The sequence below is a fragment of the Halomonas sp. PR-M31 genome, from assembly GCF_001039575.1.
Taxonomy (GTDB): Bacteria; Pseudomonadota; Gammaproteobacteria; order Pseudomonadales; family Halomonadaceae; genus Modicisalibacter.
Map to the genome: position 1 here is coordinate 17,818 of NZ_JIBT01000013.1, position 20,098 is coordinate 37,915.

Annotated in this window: 18 protein-coding genes; 8 read left to right on the top strand and 10 right to left on the bottom strand. The window is 56.1% G+C overall.

Annotation, left to right across the window (positions count from 1 at the left end; all coding sequences use genetic code 11):
- Positions 1 to 22: 22 nt before the first annotated feature.
- Positions 23 to 673: an HAD-IA family hydrolase gene (locus tag CH74_RS04600; protein ID WP_048306294.1), complete on the bottom strand. Its 651-nt coding sequence runs from the start codon at positions 671 to 673 to the stop codon at positions 23 to 25.
- Between the two features lie 35 nt (positions 674 to 708).
- The gene (locus tag CH74_RS04605) at positions 709 to 1,650 is read right to left on the bottom strand and encodes an RluA family pseudouridine synthase (protein ID WP_048306295.1); all 942 of its coding nucleotides are present in this window, start codon (positions 1,648 to 1,650) and stop codon (positions 709 to 711) included.
- A 701-nt stretch (positions 1,651 to 2,351) separates the two neighbouring features.
- On the opposite strand from CH74_RS04605, the gene rne reads away from it, so the two are divergent.
- Positions 2,352 to 4,481, top strand: coding sequence for a ribonuclease E (rne, locus tag CH74_RS04610; RefSeq protein ID WP_253272946.1), 2,130 nt, complete (start codon positions 2,352 to 2,354; stop codon positions 4,479 to 4,481).
- Positions 4,482 to 4,621: 140 nt separating this feature from the next.
- Complete coding sequence (locus CH74_RS19350; protein ID WP_253272947.1) at positions 4,622 to 5,482, top strand: hypothetical protein; 861 nt, start codon at positions 4,622 to 4,624, stop codon at positions 5,480 to 5,482.
- A 112-nt stretch (positions 5,483 to 5,594) separates the two neighbouring features.
- Here CH74_RS19350 and CH74_RS04615 read toward each other — a convergent pair whose 3' ends face one another.
- A complete protein-coding gene (locus CH74_RS04615) occupies positions 5,595 to 6,896 on the bottom strand; it encodes a M18 family aminopeptidase (protein WP_082140291.1) in 1,302 nt (433 codons plus the stop codon).
- Between the two features lie 245 nt (positions 6,897 to 7,141).
- On the opposite strand from CH74_RS04615, the gene CH74_RS04620 reads away from it, so the two are divergent.
- Positions 7,142 to 9,220, top strand: a complete 2,079-nt coding sequence (locus CH74_RS04620; RefSeq protein ID WP_048306298.1) for a carboxy terminal-processing peptidase — start codon at positions 7,142 to 7,144, stop codon at positions 9,218 to 9,220.
- Positions 9,221 to 9,355: 135 nt separating this feature from the next.
- Entirely contained in the window at positions 9,356 to 11,062 is a 1,707-nt protein-coding gene (gene ligB, locus CH74_RS04625) for an NAD-dependent DNA ligase LigB (protein WP_053070633.1), read from the top strand.
- 67 nt (positions 11,063 to 11,129) lie between these two features.
- Here ligB and fdhD read toward each other — a convergent pair whose 3' ends face one another.
- Positions 11,130 to 11,957, bottom strand: coding sequence for a formate dehydrogenase accessory sulfurtransferase FdhD (gene fdhD, locus CH74_RS04630; RefSeq protein WP_048306299.1), 828 nt, complete (start codon positions 11,955 to 11,957; stop codon positions 11,130 to 11,132).
- Complete coding sequence (locus tag CH74_RS18575; protein ID WP_156181370.1) at positions 11,954 to 12,091, bottom strand: hypothetical protein; 138 nt, start codon at positions 12,089 to 12,091, stop codon at positions 11,954 to 11,956. The genes fdhD and CH74_RS18575 overlap by 4 nt, the downstream gene beginning before the upstream one ends.
- A gap of 231 nt (positions 12,092 to 12,322) precedes the next feature.
- Here CH74_RS18575 and CH74_RS04635 point away from each other — a divergent pair, with 231 nt between their 5' ends.
- Complete coding sequence (locus tag CH74_RS04635; protein WP_048306300.1) at positions 12,323 to 12,982, top strand: murein L,D-transpeptidase family protein; 660 nt, start codon at positions 12,323 to 12,325, stop codon at positions 12,980 to 12,982.
- Positions 12,983 to 13,036: 54 nt separating this feature from the next.
- On the opposite strand, the gene CH74_RS04640 is transcribed toward CH74_RS04635, so the two are convergent.
- From CH74_RS04640 to CH74_RS04650, 4 genes are all read right to left on the bottom strand, one after another.
- Positions 13,037 to 13,726 carry a hypothetical protein gene (locus CH74_RS04640; protein ID WP_156181372.1) on the bottom strand — a complete coding sequence of 230 codons (690 nt, stop codon included), beginning with the start codon at positions 13,724 to 13,726 and terminating at the stop codon, positions 13,037 to 13,039.
- 52 nt (positions 13,727 to 13,778) lie between these two features.
- Positions 13,779 to 13,952 (bottom strand): hypothetical protein, encoded by a 174-nt coding sequence (locus CH74_RS18580; protein ID WP_172656302.1) that lies wholly within the window; start codon positions 13,950 to 13,952, stop codon positions 13,779 to 13,781.
- Positions 13,934 to 14,359, bottom strand: a complete 426-nt coding sequence (locus CH74_RS04645; protein WP_053070634.1) for a DUF1439 domain-containing protein — start codon at positions 14,357 to 14,359, stop codon at positions 13,934 to 13,936. The genes CH74_RS18580 and CH74_RS04645 overlap by 19 nt, the downstream gene beginning before the upstream one ends.
- 276 nt (positions 14,360 to 14,635) lie before the next feature.
- Positions 14,636 to 15,400, bottom strand: coding sequence for a GntR family transcriptional regulator (locus tag CH74_RS04650; protein ID WP_082140292.1), 765 nt, complete (start codon positions 15,398 to 15,400; stop codon positions 14,636 to 14,638).
- Between the two features lie 134 nt (positions 15,401 to 15,534).
- Between CH74_RS04650 and CH74_RS04655 the strand changes: the two genes are divergently transcribed.
- The gene (locus CH74_RS04655) at positions 15,535 to 16,278 is read left to right on the top strand and encodes an outer membrane protein OmpK (protein WP_053070635.1); all 744 of its coding nucleotides are present in this window, start codon (positions 15,535 to 15,537) and stop codon (positions 16,276 to 16,278) included.
- Between the two features lie 22 nt (positions 16,279 to 16,300).
- Here the strand turns inward: CH74_RS04655 and CH74_RS04660 are convergent, their stop codons facing one another.
- The gene (locus tag CH74_RS04660; protein WP_048306302.1) at positions 16,301 to 16,948 is read right to left on the bottom strand and encodes a TetR/AcrR family transcriptional regulator; all 648 of its coding nucleotides are present in this window, start codon (positions 16,946 to 16,948) and stop codon (positions 16,301 to 16,303) included.
- A gap of 138 nt (positions 16,949 to 17,086) precedes the next feature.
- Here CH74_RS04660 and xdhA point away from each other — a divergent pair, with 138 nt between their 5' ends.
- Together xdhA and CH74_RS04670 are read left to right on the top strand one after the other, a co-directional pair.
- The gene (gene xdhA / locus CH74_RS04665) at positions 17,087 to 18,574 is read left to right on the top strand and encodes a xanthine dehydrogenase small subunit (RefSeq protein WP_048306303.1); all 1,488 of its coding nucleotides are present in this window, start codon (positions 17,087 to 17,089) and stop codon (positions 18,572 to 18,574) included.
- A partial coding sequence (locus CH74_RS04670) for a molybdopterin cofactor-binding domain-containing protein (protein WP_048306304.1) occupies positions 18,558 to 20,098 on the top strand: 1,541 nt, incomplete at its 3' end. The genes xdhA and CH74_RS04670, both read left to right, overlap by 17 nt.

The window sequence follows — 20,098 nt, forward strand, 5'->3', positions numbered from 1 at the left end:
TCATTCTCATCAAGTCGATCGATCAATCGTGCAGCCAGTCAATTAGCTCAGGAAACGCGCTGGCGGTAAAAACAGGCTTACTCATGGCAAGTCGCTCGGGCGCGTGCACGCCATAGGTAACCGCCAGGCGATCCATGCCCAGAGCCCGGGCCATTTCCATGTCATATTCGGTATCGCCCACCATCAAGGCTTCTTTAGCTTTGGTTCCAGTTTCGCGTAAGAGCTCTTCAAGCATTCGCGGGTGCGGCTTGGACAGCGTCTCATCCGCGGTACGACTGGCATGAAACCAGTCAGCACTCCCCGTGGATTCAAAGGCGCGATCAAGGCCACGCCGACTCTTGCCGGTTGCGACAGCCAGACGGACATCGTGATTACCCCGTAGACGCAAAATACCCGCCTCAACGCCGGCGAAAAACGGCATCGGCGTCTGTTCGGCATTGACGAAGTGATGGCTATAGCGCACCCGCAATGCATCGGCCTGATCCGCAGGCATGCCCGGGCACATGCGTTCTATCGCTTCGGGAAGCCCCAGGCCTATGATGTCCCGTACACGATCGGCGCCAAGTGCACCCCAACCAACATCCTGGGCGGCGGCTTGCATGCAGGCAACGATGCGTGCCTCTGAATCCATCAAGGTGCCATCCCAATCGAAAATCACCAGTCGGTAGCGCATTCTTTCTCCTGCAACGTTCATGAATATAGGCGTGTTCAGGCCCGCGCTTGCGCAAGCACGGCCTCTAGCGTCGGCCCAAGCGGCGCTTTTATGTGTACCGGCCGCCCACTAGTGGGCTCGGGAAAGGTCAGTGCTGCCGCGTGCAAAAACAGCCGATCGAGTCTCAGCCCTGCCGCCAGGCGCTGTCCTTCTCGACTGCCATACTTATCGTCACCGAGCAGCGCATGCCCTGCATGAGCGGCATGCACGCGGATCTGGTGGGTACGGCCGGTAATGGGCTCGGCTTCGACCAGGGTGGCGTTGGCGAAGGTCTCGCGCACGGCAAAACGAGTTCGCGAGACCTTTCCCTGAGGATCGACTCTTACGCGACGCTCTCCGTTCCCTGCATCGAAACGATCGAGCCGTGCGCTGACATAGTCCCGTCGTGCCGGCCAGCGCCCCTGGACGAGAGCGAGATACTGCTTTTCCATCTGGCGTTGTTTAAGCGCGTTGTTAAGGGTCAACAATGCCGGACGCGACTTGGCTAGCAGCAGACAGCCCGAAGTGTCGCGATCCAGACGATGAACCAGTTCGAGAAAGTCGAGATCCTCACGTATCTGGCGTAGCGCTTCAATCAGACCGATCTTGACACCACTGCCACCGTGCACGGCAAGTCCCGATGGCTTGTTGATTACAAGCCAATCCGGCCCTTCGACCAGCACGCTGCCGGCAAGCAGGTTACGCAGGTTGTCGCTGACATCACGTACTGCCACCTCGGGAGCCAGGCGCAGCGGCGGTATACGCACGAGATCGCCGGATACCAGCCGGTAATCGACCTTGACCCGCTTCTTGTTCACGCGCACTTCGCCCTTGCGCACAATACGATAGATCAACGCCTTAGGCGCACCCTTGAGTCGGGTCCGCAAGAAGTTATCGATGCGCTGTCCGGCCTGAGCCTCACCGATTTCCGCCCATTGCACTTCGCGACCCTCGGCCATTTCCTTTCCTCGCATCCGCTTCGGCAAAACGCGCATCTTATCCTAGTGCAGGGTCATTCACGTCAATTGCCGTTAAGAGGCTTAACTGTTATATTCCACGCTTACTCTGGCGAAATGTAAAAAACCCTTACGGTATCTGTACAATCTATATACAGGGCAGGATTCGCAGAACAGAGTCATGATTACGGCAAGCAGGGTTTGAACCCTGCTGCCATAGCAGTACTGATGTTACGCCACGCCCGAGTTCTGGACGACCCTGACATGGGTTCGCCAGAATCTAACGGGATTTATCAATACCGTGCCGGAGGCCGGCGTCGGCGAACCGAACAATGCCAGGTGTCTGACGGTGTCTGTAAGGCCGGGAGGGAAGTCATCAACAGTATCCCACCGAAACATGTCTTGCCATCGTCGCGTACTCAACATGATCTTGTAGCACTCTTCTCCTGACGAGTGTTGATGGCACACCCACGACATGAGCTGAGCACAACACAACGCAGGAAGCGGTTCGTCGTCACCGACATCAAGGAATCGCTGACGGAATCGACGAATGAATGAAGCCAGTTTCGCCTATTGTTGAAAATGCCATATCGCACTACATGGCCGTCTTCAATCAATGTCAAGCGTTCGACTTCATTCACCAGGCATCTATACAGCGTCTCTCCAAAAGCCGCCGTCCGGCGCGCCTTTAACAGCGAGACAACATGAAACGAATGCTCATCAATGCGACCCAGCCCGAGGAGCTGCGTGTCGCACTGGTCGATGGACAGCGGCTTTACGATCTGGACATTGAATCCGGGGCTCGTGAACAGAAGAAAGCCAACATCTATCGCGGCAAGATCACGCGGGTGGAACCCTCTCTTGAAGCCGCTTTCGTTGATTTTGGTGCGGAGCGCCATGGCTTTCTACCCCTCAAGGAGATTTCCCGGGACTACTTTTCCAAAGAGCCTTCCGGCCGCCCCAACATCAAGGAAGTCATCAAGGAAGGCCAGGAAGTCATCGTCCAGGTCGACAAGGAAGAGCGTGGCAACAAGGGCGCAGCGCTAACCACCTTCGTCAGCCTGGCTGGTCGCTTCCTGGTACTGATGCCCAATAACCCACGAGCCGGCGGTATATCTCGTCGCATCGAAGGCGAGGAACGCACTCAGCTCAAAGAAGCCATGGGGCAACTCACTCTGCCGGACAAGATGGGCGTCATCGTCCGCACGGCAGGTATCGGGCGCAGTACCGAAGAGTTGCAGTGGGACCTTGATTATCTTGCCCAGGTCTGGGAAGCAATCACTACGGAGGCGACCAAGCGTTCGGCCCCCTTTCTGATCTACCGTGAATCCAACGTCATCATTCGCGCCATGCGCGACTATCTGCGTCAGGACATTGGTGAGGTGCTGGTCGATAGCCCTGAAGTTCATCAGGAAGCGCTGGGCTTCATCCGCCAGGTGATGCCGTCTTATCAGCAAAAGATCAAACTTTACGCGGACGACGTACCGCTATTTTCTCGCTTTCAGATCGAAAGTCAGATCGAGACCGCCTATCAGCGCGAGGTCAAGTTGCCTTCCGGTGGCTCGGTAGTGATCGATCACACTGAAGCGCTGGTCTCCATCGATATCAACTCCGCTCGCGCTACTCGGGGAAGCGATATCGAAGAGACCGCACTGCAGACCAATCTCGAGGCGGCAGACGAGATCGCTCGGCAACTGCGCCTGAGAGATATCGGCGGGCTGGTGGTCATCGATTTCATCGACATGTCACCGGCGCGCAATCAGCGCGAAGTCGAAAATCGTGTGCGCGATGCGCTCAAAATCGATCGCGCCCGGGTACAGATCGGCCGCATCTCGCGCTTCGGACTGATGGAGATGTCACGCCAGCGCCTGCGCCCTTCCTTGGGCGAGACCAGCGGTGTGGTGTGCCCACGCTGCGACGGCCAGGGCACCATTCGGGACGTACGCTCTATTTCGCTATCCATCATGCGCCTTATCGAAGAAGAGGCGATGAAGGATCGCAGCGCACAAATTCGCGCCATTCTGCCGGTACCTGTGGCTACCTATCTCCTTAACGAGAAGCGTGCCATTCTCGCGGATATCGAGCAGCGCCAGGGCGTTCGCGTAGTATTGCTGCCGAGCCCCGAAATGTCGACTCCCCACTATGACGTTCAGCGTCTGCGGGACGATCATGTCGACGACGACGATGAAGCCAGATCCAGTTTCGAACTATCCACGGACACCGAGGTAGGCCAAGAGCCCGATCCTTCCTTCGACAAGCCGATACAGCGTACCGAAGCGGCAGTCAAAGGCGTGGCTCATACGGCCCCTGCGCCGGATTCCCTGCAGCGCCAGCAAGAGCCTGAGACGAGCAGTCTTTCCAGTTCATCATCTTCGGGATTGCTGAGTCGCCTCTTCAAGGGGTTGAACAAGCTGGTCGGCGGCGCCGAGGAGTCCACTTCTTCTACCAAGGCGAACGATCAGGCGGGCTCGTCCAGCAACGATCACCAGGGGAGCCGTACTGGCGATCAGGAACAGCGCAACGAACGCGCCAATCGTAATACAAATCAGCGGCGGCGGCGGCGCAGTGTAACTGATGACGAGCAGCGTGATGAGCGCAAGACTCCCCGCGGCGAACGTCAGGATACTGACAGTCGAAACACGCGAGACAATCGCGCTACCAAGCAGGACGACAAAGCGTCTTCTCGGAGCAAGTCTCGTCAGAACGAGAACGTATCGAATGCTCCCCGAGGCGCTCAGAAAAATGACAAGGATGACAAGTCAGAGAACAGGTCACGCCGCGACAACCGCAAGGGTCGCGATGACCCGCGCGATCAAAATGGCGATAAGCCTTAGAAAAAGAAACGCAGCAGAAAAAACCCCAAGACGAGAAGAAAGACGAGAGCAAGTCTGACGGCGCAAACGATGGTGTTCCCAAACGCACCCGCAACAATCCACGCCAGCGCAGTCGCAAGCATGCATTGAATCCCAAGGCAGTGACCGAGCAAGAGCGTCTGCAGCAAGAGGCTAATGCAAATACTGACTCGCCGCAGCCAACCGCTGATGAGGAGAAACCAACGGAACCGGCAACTGTTTTGGAAGAAAAGACGCCTGCCGCTGAGCCGGCCGAATCGTCTCAGCAGGTACATTCCGAGGATGTCGAGCCGGATGCACCCAAGGTTGCCCCCACCGCAGAGCGCGCTGCTTTCGCGCGTGGCCAACAGACCTCAAAGGCACGCAATAACGGCTCTCGCAAGCAGTCAACGATGAATGCGGCAAAGAGTGCGACACAGACGGACGCACCAGCGTCATCGACCACTACCGAGATGGAAGATCCGACCAGCGCCATCGCCCAGCAAGACGTGGAAGCGCAGCTCAGTGCGGCAGATGCGGCGTCTGAACTACAGGCTGGCGCACCGGCTGCACCGGTGCGGACAAACGATACCGATATGTCCCAAGCCAGCGATGATTCTCACGACGCGAACGCCGTGAATGATGTCGCACCCGATGTTGTACCGGCGACTTTCGCATCATCAAAGTCAGTGTCCGACAGCGATCAGTACGAGACTGCATTTGAAAAAGCCGATACTGAAAACGATGAGACCTCTACAACAGCGCATCCTGAAGAAACACCGTCAACTCAACCTGCGCCGATCCAACAGGAAACCAAGCCTGACGAAGCCGCTTCAGTGGTGGCCGACGGTGCAATGGATATGACGGCAAGCGAAGCCGAAACCAGTGACAGGATCGAAAAGTCGACGGCAGACAGCGATCAGTCTGCACGCCGTCGCCGCGCTCATAACGATCCGCGAGAAAAGCGTCGCAATCAGCAAGGTCAAGCGAACGACAGCAACTGATGCAATGCTGGCATGACTAGCCGCGCCTTATTTCATGCGCAGTAGTGCTCTCTCAAAAGCGCCCAAAACCTACGTTTCGGGCGCTTTTTTGCTGACCCTGCTTAATTTTCAATCAAAATATCACTCGACGATCAAGGAAGGTCGTCAAAGCACGAATGAGATGAAGAATGTCTTGGCTGCCGGCGGTTTCGCGTATTGAATGCATGGCCCACTGAGCAACCCCCACATCCAGGGTCGGCACTCCAAGCTCCGTGGCAGTAATAGGGCCAATAGTGCTACCGCAGCCCATATCGGCTCGGGTAACGAAAGTCTGAGTCGGTATCTCGGCGTCAAAGCATATGTCGCGAAATAGCGCTGCGGTTACGCTATTAGTGGCGTAGCGCTGATTGGCATTGACCTTGATTACAGGTCCACCGTTGAGCAGTGGGCCGTGAGCGGCATCGTGCTTGTCGCTAAAATTGGGATGCAGCCCGTGGGCGTTATCACAGGAAATCATGCAAGACGATTGAATCAGACGACTCCAGCCCTGTTCGCTGTTATCACCCAACTGTTCGACGACGCGACGCAGCACATCCTGCAGGAAAGGTCCTTGAGCACCGATGGCGCTGGCGCTACCCACCTCTTCATGATCGTTTGCCACCAACACGGCACCCTGAGTTCCATCGCTTTCCAGCAAGGCCTCCATGCCAATGAAACAAGACAGCAGGTTATCCAGACGGGCGCTGGCGATGAGTTCGTTATTGATACCGACAAGTGCTGGTGGCTGGGTGTCATAAAGGCATAGCTCGAAACCGAGAATACTTGCTTGATCCAGAGAGTGCTGTTCTTTCAACCATGTTTGAAGCAAGGTCTCGAACGCCTCGGATTTGCCGCTGCCCTGACACAGTACTGGCGCCATCTGGGTCTGCGGATTGATCGGGCGTCCGCTGTTCACGTCGCGATCCAGGTGGATAGCCAGACTGGGAATCATGGCAACGGCGTGCTTCGTATCGAGCAACAGACTTCTCAGCCGACCGTCGTCATCACGTACCTGAACGCGACCTGCCAAGGCCAGATCACGATCGAACCAGGGCGCCAACAACGCCCCGCCGTAAACCTCTACCCCCAATTGCAGCCAGTCGCTACTGGTGATGGCAGCATTGGGCTTGAGCCGCAGCCCCGGGCTGTCCGTATGAGCCCCTATCATGCGCAACGCTGAGAGAGGCTTTTCAGGCAACTGCAACGCGATGATGGATGAGTCGTTGCGTGTCACGACAATGCGCTCCCCCGCCTTGATATCCCATGCCTCGGTCTCATGCAAACGTCGAAAACCCGCCTGTTCGAGCCGCTCGAGCATGTTCCGGGTAGCATGCCAGGGTGTGGGAGAATGCTTCAGAAATGTCAAAAGCCGTTTCAGAATAAGGTCATGGGACATGCTAATCCTCATCAAGAGACTATTTATCGCGTAACAGGCTGCTACAATGACACGCCAGCGTAAACCAGGGTCATGTTGAAACCTTGGGTCATATACAACGCCATTGGCCGAAAATTGGAACTCTTGCCTGTCTTGGGTATCTTTTTGTAGAGATTGGACGCTAATATTTTGTATGTTTTTTGTACATTTCTATAAAGAACAGAGTCAAAGTAGCAAGTTTACATGAATCCTGGAGTGCTTGATTAATGAGTCTGATTGCAGCTACTCGGTGCTGCGCCACAGTCGCCTCGATACTGGTCGCGTTGAGTACCTCGGCTCTTGCCGAACCCAAGCCCACGGATACCCAACGGCAGGCCGCCACTGAGGTTGCCGAGTCACTGCGTTATGGTCACTACGCCGATATCACCTTGAACGATGAATGGTCAGAGCGGGCCTTTACACAGCTTCTTGACGTGCTGGACTCTCAGCGGGCTTATTTTTTACAGCGCGACATAGAGGCGTTCGATGATTTACGCACGACCTTGGACAATGCCCTCTCCGAAGGAGACCTCGAGCGGGTTTATGCGTTCTACGAGCAGTATCAGGAGCGTCTTGAAGCACGCCTTGAATGGCTAATCGAGAAGATCGATGCAGGGCTTGATTTCGATTATTCCAACAACGAACGTCTCATCATCGAGCGCGATGACGTTCCTTGGGAGAAAACCCAGGAAGCGCTGGATGCACTGTGGCTAAAACGCTTGAAAAATGCGGCACTCTCTCTTTCATTGAGCGACCAGAGCTCACAAGAGATTCAGAAAACGTTGCGCGAGCGCTATTCAGGGCAGCTATCCCGCCTTCGCCAGACCAATTCGGAAGATGTCTTCGGTCTGTTCATGGCTGCGGCGACCAGCACCGCCGATCCTCACACCGAGTATCTGTCACCGCGCCAAGGCGAGTCCTTCGATATACAGATGAAGCTTTCCCTTGAAGGCATTGGTGCCCTGCTTCAGTCCGAGGGCGAATACGTCAAGGTCTCGAGCCTGGTGGCGGGAGGCCCGGCAGACAAGAGCGGCGTGCTGCAGCCAGCGGATCGCATTGTTGGGGTTGGCCAGGGCGAGAAAGGCGAAACCACCAATGTGGTGGGCATGCGTTTAGATGAAGTCGTCGATCTGATCCGCGGCCCTAAAGGCTCCACGGTGCGTCTGGACGTCATTCCAGCCAAGGCGGTGGATGTGACTCGTTCTCGCATCGTCAAGATCGTGCGCGATACGGTCAAGCTTGAAGACCAGGCAGCTCACAGCGATATTATCTCCCTGGAGCGTGACGGCAAAAAACACAAGATCGGCATCATTAACATCCCCACGTTCTATGTGGATTTCGATGCCTGGCAGGCCGGTGAGAAGGATTATCGCAGCACGACCCGGGATGTGACCAAAGAGATCGAAAAGCTCAAGGCGCAAAACGTCGAGGGTATCGTTCTGGACTTGCGCAACGACGGCGGCGGCGCCTTGCAAGAGGCTAATTCACTGATCGGCCTGTTCATTGATCGTGGCCCGACGGTCCAAGTTCGCGATGCCCAGGGTCGCATCAGCCTCTATGGCGATACCGACAGCGGCAGCGCTTATGAAGGGCCACTGGCGGTCCTCGTCAATCGGCTTTCCGCTTCTGCCTCCGAGATCGTGGCGGGGGCCATCCAAGATTATGGACGCGGGCTGGTACTGGGAAATCGCACTTTCGGCAAGGGTACCGTGCAGACACTGAGCGACCTGAATCATGGCCAGATCAAGTTGACCCGAGCCAAGTTCTATCGCATCTCTGGAGAAAGCACTCAGCATCGCGGTGTCTATCCTGACCTGGAATTCCCCAACCTGATCGATCCTGATCTGATCGGTGAGAGCGCCCTTGATAATGCGTTGCCTTGGGATACGGTACGCCCCGTGCAATATCGACAATATGGCAGGCCGGATCAATATCTTTCCTTGCTCGGGCAAAAGCATGAGCAACGTGCCAATCAGGACGCCAATTTCAACTATCTCTCGCGTCAGGCGAAGCTCACTAAGCAATTGCGTGAGCAGCAGACGACTATCAGTCTGAACCGAGAACAGCGCCAGCGTGAAATGAAGGCTCAGGAAAGCGAGCAGCTTGCCCTTGAAAACCAGCGCCGCCGCGCGTTGGGCCTAGAGACACTCGATACCTGGGTTGACGACGCTAGCGAAGAGCCGATGGGCAGTGAAAAAGAAAAAGAGAGCGGAAAAGAAAAAGACGAGCCCATTGAGCGTGCCCAGATCGTTGAAGCAGGACAAATCCTGCTCGATTACGCCCTGATGACCCAAAACGACAAGTAACGATAGCTGGCTATAGTTGACGATGACCAGCTGCAGCGCCTCGTTTTTTTAGCGAAGACGAGGCGCTTTTTCGAGCCAGACGCCGTGATATATTTTCGTTTCTCACCTGCCTTTCTTGTATTAGGGCTGTCCGTATTGGGGTTGTTTCTTGTTCCGCCGCCAAGCGCTGCCAATGAAACGCCCTTCTGCCCTGACTGGTCACCCTTTGAAGCCCAGCAAGCCCTTGCGCAATTACAGGCTCAGCTCGATGGCTGGGATGACGCTTATTACTCTCAAGGCAAACGTTTGGTGTCAGACGGCGTATACGATGCCGCCCAGCGTCGTAAGAATCATTGGCAACGGTGCTTCGACCGTGGTTCTGACAATACGCAACATCCCGACAAAATCGCCGGCCCCCTTTCTCAAGCTGTCTCTCACCCTATCGTGCAAACCGGACTCACCAAGGCGGATTCACGACAGGCTCTATCGCGTTGGCTTGAAGATCGACAGGACCAAACACTATGGATCCAACCCAAGGTGGATGGTGTCGCCGTCACCCTGATCTATGCAAATGGCAATCTGATCCGCGCGATCAGCCGTGGCAACGGACGCGAGGGACAGGATTGGACCCCAAAGGCCAGGGTGATCGCAGCCATTCCGGATCGGCTGCGTGACACACTTGAACAGGTGATATTACAAGGGGAGTTGTACCTGCGCCGTTCGGGGCACGTTCAAAAAAGAGACGGCACGGCCGGCGCTCGTGCCGACGTGATTGGGCTCATGGCGCGTCAACGACTGACGACAGAGGACGGCGATCGTATTGGGTTGTTCGTCTGGGATTGGCCGAACGCTTCCCCCAATGAAACGTTCTCGAAACGGCTCGAACGCCTCGCGGATTGGGGCTTCGATACCCGAGACTACACCTTTCCAGTAAAAGATATCGTCACCGTGGCCAAGTGGCGCCAGCACTGGTATCGGCAGGCTCTGCCCTTTGCCACAGACGGTATCGTAGTACGCCAAGCCCAACGACCGCCGCCTGCCACCTGGCAAGCCAAGCCACCGGACTGGGCCATCGCCTGGAAGCACCCTGCACGCCAGAGCCTGGCACTGGTTAACGGCATTGATTTCAGCATCGGGCGCACCGGTCGGATTACGCCAGTGGCACGGCTCTCCCCCGTCGAGCTGGATGATCGTATCGTCCGTCGCGTCAGTCTAGGCTCCCTGGACCGCTGGCAGGAGCTCGACGTGCGCCCTGGTGACCAGGTCATGATCGAGCTGGCAGGACTGACCATTCCTCATCTGACCAGTGTTGTACTATCCGCCAAGCCTCGCGTGAGTGTCGCTGTACCCCAAGCCCAGAATTATCACGAACTAAGCTGTCTTGAACTCATCGACGGCTGCCAACAGCAATTTCTGGCGCGGCTGGTATGGCTATCCAAGACACTGGGTATGAACGGCATTGGTGAAGGCGTCTGGCGCAAACTGCTCAAGACGGACCGGCTGAACACCCTGCTCGACTGGCTCACCTTCGATCAGTCCACGCTGCACGCCCTCCCCGGCGTAGGAACACGACGTGCTCAGCAATGGCAGGCTGCTTTCCAGACCAGCCGTAAGCAACCACCCTTTCTGTGGCTAAGAGCGCTTGGCATGCCTAAAGTTTCTCAAGAAGTACTATCCGAGAACGGTAGCTTTGTGGGCATCGCGGCACTTGAGCAGCGCAGCAAGACACAGTGGCAAGCCTGGAAAGGAATAGGCCCGAGCAAGGCCACCGAGCTGGCGGCGTTCTTTCACGACCCTTTCGTACAGGCATTGTTGCAGCGATTGGATAACGACGTCTGGGTGTTGGGTGAGCCGGCGACCTAATACTGTCTAGCACTATCTAGTGCAACGATAGTCAGGCCGATTGGTGGCCTCCCTAAAATGCGATTACTCATATCGAGACGATCCGTTCCGGATTGGCATAGACATTGAAGCGCCCGTCCCGCAGGAACCCGATCAGCGTGACACCAAACTCTCGGGCCAGGCGTACCGCATAGCTACTCGGCGCCGACACGGCGCAGACCAGCGGCACTCTCGCCATGATGCACTTTTGCATCAGCTCGAAGCTGACACGTCCGCTGAGCATGACAATGTGATCGCCAAGGGGCAGTTGATCGTTCAACAGTGCCCAGCCAAGAAGCTTGTCCAGCGCATTATGACGTCCCACATCTTCTCGCAATGCCCGTATTTGGCCTTCGCCGTCGAACAGCGCCGCACCGTGCAGCCCGCCGGTCGAGGCAAACAGCTCCTGCTGCGCTTTCATGAGCAGCGTCAGAGAGTTGATCAACCGGTGCGAGACCACAGGCCCTGGAGAGAGTGGCGACAAGCCCTGCATCAATTCGAGATTGAGCTTTTTCTTGCCGCAAACACCACAGGCACTGTTGGACAGGGATGAACGCTCAAGTAGGGCCGTCTTGTCCGGGTCGGTATTGCGCAGCACGATCTGGATCACATCAGGCTGATCTACCAAAACGCTGATGGTCGAGAAATCTTGAACGCGCTTGACAACTCCTTCGCTGAGCATGAGGCCAGCGGCCAGCTCTCGATCGTTCCCCGGTGTGCGCATGGTAATGACAGGCTCGGTACCGACCAGGCGAATCTCCAGCGCTTCTTCGATCGCCACCTGATCGTTACGGACTTCCAGACTGTCGACGCCGTGGGCCTGTATATCGACTAGAGCCCCTCCCACATGTTCGATATTCACGGAAGCGATGGTCATGACACCTCCTGATAGCAGAAAACATGCGGCTGATCGATATTGTTGGTGGCGGTAAATTCGATGAGCGAGGTAATTGAAATATGGCTCAGCCGCCGACCGTTCACGCCAATGGTGCAGCACAAGCTATTGATCATGGTCTCGAACTCCTTATCGGCGCCATTCACGTTTTTCGTGCACGGCTGACGTCCTTGAAATGCTTCAAAAAGATTAGGGCATGCCTGTGTAGTAGTACAAGAGCGCTGGAAGATGGTTCAACGAAGGAGATGAATCACGCTAATAACATATGAAAACCTTGTCTTTCCCAGGCTTTGAAATATTCGGTTTTCGAGAAACTAGCAGCATCGCAATACTCTCGGAAACCTCTCATGAAGAATTGGCTTACCCACCTCCTTCTGATCGGCCTTCTAAGCCTGGCATCCAGCAACTCCTTTGCGGCAATCGACTCCCCAGGCTCAACGACGAAAAAGTCAGCGCTTTCGACCCTGGAAACGCTTTGGGATTTTCTCGACGCCCCGGCACGCCCTATTGGCGTCGCCGCGAATGAGCCCTGGGTACATATCGATCTGCTAAAACGCGAACTCGTCGTCTATCAAGGCGGCATTCGTCTCGAGAGCATTCCCTATCTGGCTTATGGCGCCGCAGGTTCTCAAGCGGTTCGACTGCGGGGCAGCAAGCAGACACCCACCGGCGTATTCACCATTCGACGCGTCAATAGAAACAGCAAGTTTCGCCTGTTCTTCGGCATCGACTATCCCACGCCTCAAATCGCTCATGACGCTTGGGAAGATGGCATCCTTTCAGACAAGGACTATCAGCACTACCTGAGCTACCGAAAGCGTCATGGCGTTGCCCCGGCGGATACGCCTCTTGGCGGCTATATCGGCATTCATGGTCTGGGGCGAAGCCCGCTTTGGATTCATCAAAAGCGTGATTGGACCGCAGGCTGTGTGGCCGTGACCAACGCCGAGATTCTAGCTCTGAACAAGTGGCTGAACGTGGGTACCAAGGTGGTCATTCGAGGGTGAAGTTGTTACTTCAATCAAACGGGTTCAAGGCTTGTAAACAAAATAATCGTTGTTTCAATGTTGTCTCGACAGATAGTTCAAAGCCCCCGACGTCATCATCATATTGTAAACTGCCCAGGTCATGACGGTGGCGCCCACCATCTCGAATCCCTCTTCGAGCACTACCTCGATAAAATAGAAATTAACGTTGATGAAGTTTCCCGACAATTCGAGCAACAGTGCGCCTGAAAGCATTATCAGCATACCGGCCATCAACTTGAGCAACTCGGATCGATGATCTGCAAGTTGTTTTTTAATGAAATAAAAAAACGGTACCAGAAAAGCAAGGAAGGGAATCCCTACCACGAACACCCAGATGCCCGTATGATCGAACGTCGTATAAGCCCTTGTTCCAGATGGAAGAAGCGCATCGCTTTTGGCGCCTACCCACTCGTGTATCATTGCGGTTTCATCGATCGACATGAGTAGAAACAAGGCGGGTAGCAGCAGCAGTAAAAGCGATTTCCCATGGTGCTTGATCATGAAGAACGAAAATATGGCGCTGAACGTGAAAGCGGCAAAATATTGTATGGAAGAGTACCAGGAGGAAAGGCTAGCTTCGACGTTCAAATCAAGCAACTGCGTGACTATCCATATCGGATGGCCTGCATAAACGTTGCATAGATACAAGACACATAATGCAACATCAATGATCAGACAAACGCTTATCAAGGACGGTATCCGGTTAACTCCTTCTTCGGACATAAGACTCTGCGCCATTTTTTTCATTACAAAACCAATGATCGGCCACTTGCGTTTAATAGTTCACGTCAGTGACGTTGCTGGAAGATCTAGCCGGCTCGAATACCAATCGCCCAGGCTCGGTGCGCAGGGTCATGCCTTTCGATAGCGTACGTGCTCCCCAGCCTGCGTCTTCCAGCCGATACACCGGCACGCTTTCAAGACGCTGCGCTACGAGCCGCGCCGCCATCTGAGTGAAAGGCGCCAAATCGATAGGCAGCAAGGTGCATCAACGTGGCTATCGAGCAGCTGCAATCGACGAATGTAGATAGCCCCTTCCTGGGCGTCGAAGTAAGGTGTGCCTTCAAGACTTAGTTGGATATCTGCAGGCAGCGTTGATGCAAGAAAGCTGAAGGATGCCTGGCCCGTCACGTCGAGCAGAACGGTATCGCGCCCTTGCGGCCCCACGGTAATGTCCGAGGACTCAAGCGTCAGAGATAGTGGCGAGCCGGCACGTAACTGCTCACGATCAAAATCCTCGATGGCGTTTGCCAAGTGTCGTTCGAGCGTTTTCTCACTTACCGAAGAGGACATCATGCTGGCACAGCCGGTCAGTGTCATCAGGCTGCTCAACACCACTATTCTCAGCCAGCGCATATCATCCCCTTGCTCTTAAAGGCTTGTGTCAGCATCTTGCCCTAGTCCTGCAGGTAAACCAATAGTGCGCTTGCGTTGGGGAAGTCACGAGCGCCATTCTTGGAATGCTTATGGGCAGCAGGATATTCGACTCGTTTCTTGTACAAAAAAAGCCGGCCTCGGGGGGAATGAGGCCGGTAAATAGTGAGGTGTTCGAACGGGACACTTCATCGAACGTCTTTAAGTTAGCTCATAAACAAGGTTCGTACAACCCTTGTATAACAGTTTTTTTTACAGCTAATACGCTACATTGGCATCGCTAGGCCTCCCTAAAATCGAAGCCAAATCGATATGCGCGTCCTGGGCGCGAAGATCGAGCAACGCTTCAAGGGCACTTAAATGCGCTCGCATTCGATGACAGGCTTCATCCGCCGGCCCATTTTCCAGCAATATCAATAAATTGGCATGATCGTGATTTAGATAGCAGGCCTGCATTCCCGCTCGCTTGTAAAGCGCAATGACGATGGACGTTCGCAAGATCAGGTCCGTCAACATGGCGCCTAGCACACGGTTGGGCGACTGTTCGGCTAGATAGCGATGCACTGCCAGTGAGCACTCGACTCGCTTGGCTTCATCGCCATGCTGGTGAGCCTGCTGTTCTTCATCGATGATACTGGCCAGCTGTTTGCACTGGGTCTGTGTGAGCTTGCCAGCCATCAGTGATGCAATCTCGCCCTCCACCAGTCGACGAGCAGCAAATATTTCCCTAGTCTCGATGATATCCGGCGCCGCGATTCGCGCTACCTGATTGGGATGCTGCACGATGATGTGATCCGCTGCCAATCGCGTCAGTGCCTTTCTGATGACCGAGCGGCTTACGCCGAATATTTCACCTAGCGAGACTTCCGGCAGGCGCGTACCTGGTGGCAGGCGCTGTGTCAGAACCGCCTGACGAATCATGTCGACGATATGCTGATCGGCATTGCGCGTCGTACCGGCCAACCCCACTGCTATATGTTTTGTCCAATCCTCGTTCACGTTTTCATCTTCCCCGATAGCCATCGAATCACCATCGCATTTGTCATCGATGGAAACCATGCGTATTCGACAAATGGCAGGATTGCCATTGGCGCCATTATTTTGTATACCGTGTAGGGACACAATCAAAACAATCATTGCATACAGACGAGAATACAATGGCCTTCGGAACATCCCAAAAACTACTGACTACCTCCTGCGTCCTTGGTTTACTTCTTGGCGGCGTAACGACCCAAGCCCAAGCCTGGACCTCATCAAGCATTTCACTTCTCTACGGCTGGGACTATGCCGTCGGTGAAGAGGAGCGCTCCATGGCCACCTTCGAAATGGCCAATGGCTGGGAATACGGCGACAACTATTTCTTTTTCGATTACACCAACCTGAGCGGCGGCAACACGGCCGGTGCGCCGACCCTCTACGGCGAATTTGCCCCCCGCCTGAGCTTTGGCAAGCTGACCGGCCGGGATCTTTCCTTTGGACCGGTCAAGGACGTACTACTCGCAGGCCAGCTTGAAATGGGCGATGACATCAATCGTCGCTTGTATGGCATAGGCTTCGATATTGCCGTGCCCTTCATGGACTACTTCCAGTTCAACGTCTATGCCCGAGACGATCAGGACAAGCCCGGCGACACTTGGCAGACCACCCTGGTATGGGGATCGAAATTCGATATCGCTGAGACGAAATGGTTTTTCAAGGGCCATTTCGACTACGCCGGCTCCGAAGGCAAGACCGATCACAACATCAATGCCGCTCCCCAGCTGCTGCTTGATGTTGGCAATTTCTGGGGCGCCGAGGATCGTCTCTATGCGGGCGTGGAGTACCAGTACTGGCGTAACAAATTCGGCATCAAGGGAGCGGACGAGGATAACCCCCAGCTAATCGTTACCTGGAAACTCTAGAAAACAGGATTTTCTCAGTTGTTCAGACTCTTTCAGGGCGGCGGGCGACCCCGCAGCCCTGAAGGATGACGCGGCACAAAAAGTCCGTGATGCGCTCATAATCTTCCGCACTCAGCGCTTCTCTATCAGTTATTCCCAATATTTGTGCCTCGAAATCCGCATAGTGCTGGGTCGATGACCAGATGAGAAAGATTAGCCATACCGGATCCACCGGAGCCATCAAGCCCTGTTCGGCCCACTGTTTGAACACCGCAGCCCGGGTCTGAACCCACTCTCGTAGCTCGCCACGCAAATAGTCCTGAAGAAAAGGCGCACCTTGAAGTATCTCTGCGGCAAAAAGCCTCGAGCCCTGGGGATGGGTACGAGTGAGTTCCATCTTGCTGCGAATGAAGGCTTCCAGCACCTCGGCAGGATCATCTTCCACGCTGATATCGTCGAGCATGGCATTCCAGCGCCCCATCATGCGCTCAAGCAAGGCGACATAGAGCTTTCGCTTGCTACCCACGTAGTACAGCACGTTGGACTTGGGCAATTCTGCCGCTTCGGCAATGGCCTGAACGCTTGCACCACGATAACCGTGGCTGGCGAAAACCTGCTCTGCTGCTTCAAAAATTCTCTGCTCATTACGTTGTCGTGTCTGGGTCGCCTCCGGCGAGATCAGAATCGTCATTGTGATTACTCTTGTCGGTCTTGCACTTGTTCGGGCTTTGGGCCACGCTAAACACATCTTGACCACTTGGTCAGGTTATCTTACTCATGGACTCAATGACAGCGGCTCCATCTGCAAAAAACAACGAGCGTTCTCCTGATGATCGATTTCTATTTGAATGGTCGGCGCCAGCAATGCACCGATGTTTCCCCCGATACCAGCGTATTGGAATTGCTGCGCCTCCGGCTTGGCCAGACCGGCACCAAGGAGGGCTGTGCCTCCGGTGACTGCGGCGCCTGCACCGTCAGCATCGGTGAACCCGATGACCAAGGTGGCTTGCGCTATCACAATGCCAACGCCTGTATCGTGCCGGCGCATCAGATCAATGGCTGCCATCTGGTGACCGTCGAAGGCCTGTCTCGAGGTGGTGCGCTACACCCGGCCCAAGCCGCCATGGTCGACTGCCATGCCAGCCAGTGCGGCTTCTGTACGCCGGGCATCGTCATGTCGTTGTTTACCCTGCATCATTCACAGCAACGACAACCTGCTCCCCTGACCCAGCAGCGCTTGGAAGCCGCCCTGGGAGGCAACCTGTGCCGCTGTACCGGCTACCGGCCGATCCGCGACGCGGCGCTGGCCATGCAGAATTACCCGGACACGCATCCGATCTGGGCCGACGATCCGCACTTGGTGAGTAACGTCGATGCCCTCTATACCGACGCGACAAAAAAAAGCGCCAGCCCACGGATAGACGAGTCGCTTGGTCGTTACGACTCCCCCAGGGATCTCGTGGCTCTTAGGGCGCTGCGTCGTCAGCGCCCAGCATCGCGGCTGGTGGCGGGGGCAACGGATCTGTGGCTGGAAGTCACCCAGCAGCTCAAGCCCCTGAATGATCTCATCGATCTGCGCCAGGTCGCCGAGCTCAACGTCATTGACGAGACATCAGAAGGCTGGTGGATCGGTGCGGCGGTTACCTATAGCCGGCTTGAATCGCTGTTTGCGGAGTATTTTCCGGCCTTTGGGCATCTCATGCACCGCTTTGCTTCCAGCCAGATTCGCAATCGCGCCACCCTGGGGGGTAATGTGGCCAACGCCTCCCCCATCGGCGACTGCCCACCGGTATTGCTGGCTCTCGATGCACGGCTGATGCTGGATGGCCCGAGCGGCTCCCGGGAAATACCTGTTGCCGACTTCTTCCTCGATTACCGCAAGACGGCGCTGAAAAAAGACGAAGGCGAATTCATTCGCGCGATCTTCCTGCCGCGCCCCGAAACCGATCAGCATCTCAAGGTGTGGAAGCTCTCCAAGCGCCGGGAAGACGACATCTCCGTAGTGCTTGGCGCCTTCGCCTGGCGTATGGATGACGGCGTGATGCGCGATGTCCATCTGGCCTTCGGCGGCATGGCCGCCATCCCCAAACGGGCCTCCAAGGCCGAAGCCACCCTGGAAGGCCAAGCGCCTACGAAAGCCACTTTCAGCGCCGCCAAAGCCGCGCTTCAAAGCGAGCTTCAGCCCTTGAGCGATGTTCGCGGCTCCAGTGAATATCGTTTAGTCGCCGCAAGCAATCTGCTCGAACGCCTGCGACTGTTTTTGGATACCGATTTCAACGCCAACGCGGAGGTGTGCCTCGATGCGTACGCTCACTGATGTTTCACTGGACTCCGCCAAAGCGCGCCGCGAACAAAAGAATTCAAATAAAGGCGACGGCCCCCTGGCCCGAGAAACGAACACCGCGTCTCAGGATGCTAGCCGCCACCCCCGCGCTCATGCCCATGCCCATGAAAGCGCCATCAAGCATGTAACCGGTCGCGCTGCCTATATCGACGACATGCCGGCGCCCGTGGATGCCTTGCATATCGCGCTTGGCTTTTCCCCGGTTGCCCATGGACGTTTGACCCGGCTGGATCTGGAAAAGGTCAAGTGCGCCCCAGGAGTGGTGGATGTGATCACCGTGGTGGATGTACCCGGTCATACGGACGTGGGCCCGGTATTCCCAGGTGATCCGCTGTTCGTCGATGACGAGATCAGCTACGCGGGCCAGACCCTGTTCGCCGTCGCCGCAACGAACTACAAGGCCGCGCGCCTGGCGGTGAAAGAAGCGGTGATCGAAATCGACGAGCAACCGGCGAGTCTTGATGTGATTGCCGCTGCGGAAGCCAACGACGTCGTGCGCCCTACTCACGTGCAGCAGCGGGGCGACTGGCAGCAGGCCCTGGACAGCGCCCCGAACGTGCTCGAGGCCGAGCAGTTCGTCGGCGGTCAGGAGCACTTCTATCTCGAAGGTCAGGCCTGTCTGGTTACCCCCAGCGAAGATGAAGGCGTGGTGGTCTATACCTCTAACCAGCATCCCAGCGAGACTCAGAAGCTGGTCGCCGAGGTGCTCGATGTGCCTTTCCATGCGGTAGTCGTGGAGACTCGACGCATGGGGGGCGGCTTCGGGGGTAAGGAGACCCAGGCCTCCCCCTGGGCCTGCATCGCGGCCCTGATCGCAAGACGCACCGGCCGTGCCGCGCGGCTACGCCTGCCTCGGGCGGAAGACACCCGGGCCACCGGCAAACGCCATCCTTTCCATAATCGCTATCGCCTGGGATTCGACGATCAGGGCGTAATCCAAGGCGGCGATATCACCGTGATCGGTGACTGCGGCTACTCACCGGATCTGTCCGAGGCCATCGTCGATCGCGCCATGTTCCACGCGGACAACGCCTATTCACTAGGCGATGCTCGGGTGACCGGCATCCGTGCCCGCACCCATACCGCCTCGAACACCGCCTTTCGCGGCTTCGGCGGCCCCCAGGGCATGATGATCATCGAAGCGGCCATGGACGATATCGCCCGCCGGGTCGGGGAAGACCCGCTGACGGTGAGAAAGCGCAATCTCTATCGTTCGGGCCGGGATGTCACTCATTATGGCCAGAGCGTGGATCAGCACGGGCTGATCGCAGAGATCGTCGAACGCCTGGAGACCAACAGTGACTACTGGCAACGCCGCGAGGCCATCAGGGCCTACAACGCCACAAGCCCGATCATCAAGAAAGGCCTTTCCCTGACGCCGGTAAAATTCGGCATCTCCTTCACCGCCAAGCACCTCAATCAAGCCGGCGCCCTGCTGCACGTCTATACCGATGGCAGCGTGATGATCAATCACGGCGGCACCGAAATGGGTCAGGG

Bases quoted from the DNA above. Each gene is read 5' to 3' on its own strand.
- CH74_RS04600 (WP_048306294.1), bottom strand. From the start codon at position 673: ATGCGCTACCGACTGGTGATTTTCGATTGGGATGGCACCTTGATGGAT.
- CH74_RS04605 (WP_048306295.1), bottom strand. From the start codon at position 1,650: ATGGCCGAGGGTCGCGAAGTGCAATGGGCGGAAATCGGTGAGGCTCAG.
- rne (WP_253272946.1), top strand. From the start codon at position 2,352: ATGAAACGAATGCTCATCAATGCGACCCAGCCCGAGGAGCTGCGTGTC.
- CH74_RS04615 (WP_082140291.1), bottom strand. From the start codon at position 6,896: ATGTCCCATGACCTTATTCTGAAACGGCTTTTGACATTTCTGAAGCAT.
- CH74_RS04620 (WP_048306298.1), top strand. From the start codon at position 7,142: ATGAGTCTGATTGCAGCTACTCGGTGCTGCGCCACAGTCGCCTCGATA.
- fdhD (WP_048306299.1), bottom strand. From the start codon at position 11,957: ATGACCATCGCTTCCGTGAATATCGAACATGTGGGAGGGGCTCTAGTC.
- CH74_RS18575 (WP_156181370.1), bottom strand. From the start codon at position 12,091: ATGATCAATAGCTTGTGCTGCACCATTGGCGTGAACGGTCGGCGGCTG.
- CH74_RS04635 (WP_048306300.1), top strand. From the start codon at position 12,323: ATGAAGAATTGGCTTACCCACCTCCTTCTGATCGGCCTTCTAAGCCTG.
- CH74_RS04640 (WP_156181372.1), bottom strand. From the start codon at position 13,726: ATGTCCGAAGAAGGAGTTAACCGGATACCGTCCTTGATAAGCGTTTGT.
- CH74_RS18580 (WP_172656302.1), bottom strand. From the start codon at position 13,952: ATGGCGGCGCGGCTCGTAGCGCAGCGTCTTGAAAGCGTGCCGGTGTAT.
- CH74_RS04645 (WP_053070634.1), bottom strand. From the start codon at position 14,359: ATGCGCTGGCTGAGAATAGTGGTGTTGAGCAGCCTGATGACACTGACC.
- CH74_RS04650 (WP_082140292.1), bottom strand. From the start codon at position 15,400: ATGGCTATCGGGGAAGATGAAAACGTGAACGAGGATTGGACAAAACAT.
- CH74_RS04655 (WP_053070635.1), top strand. From the start codon at position 15,535: ATGGCCTTCGGAACATCCCAAAAACTACTGACTACCTCCTGCGTCCTT.
- CH74_RS04660 (WP_048306302.1), bottom strand. From the start codon at position 16,948: ATGACGATTCTGATCTCGCCGGAGGCGACCCAGACACGACAACGTAAT.
- xdhA (WP_048306303.1), top strand. From the start codon at position 17,087: ATGATCGATTTCTATTTGAATGGTCGGCGCCAGCAATGCACCGATGTT.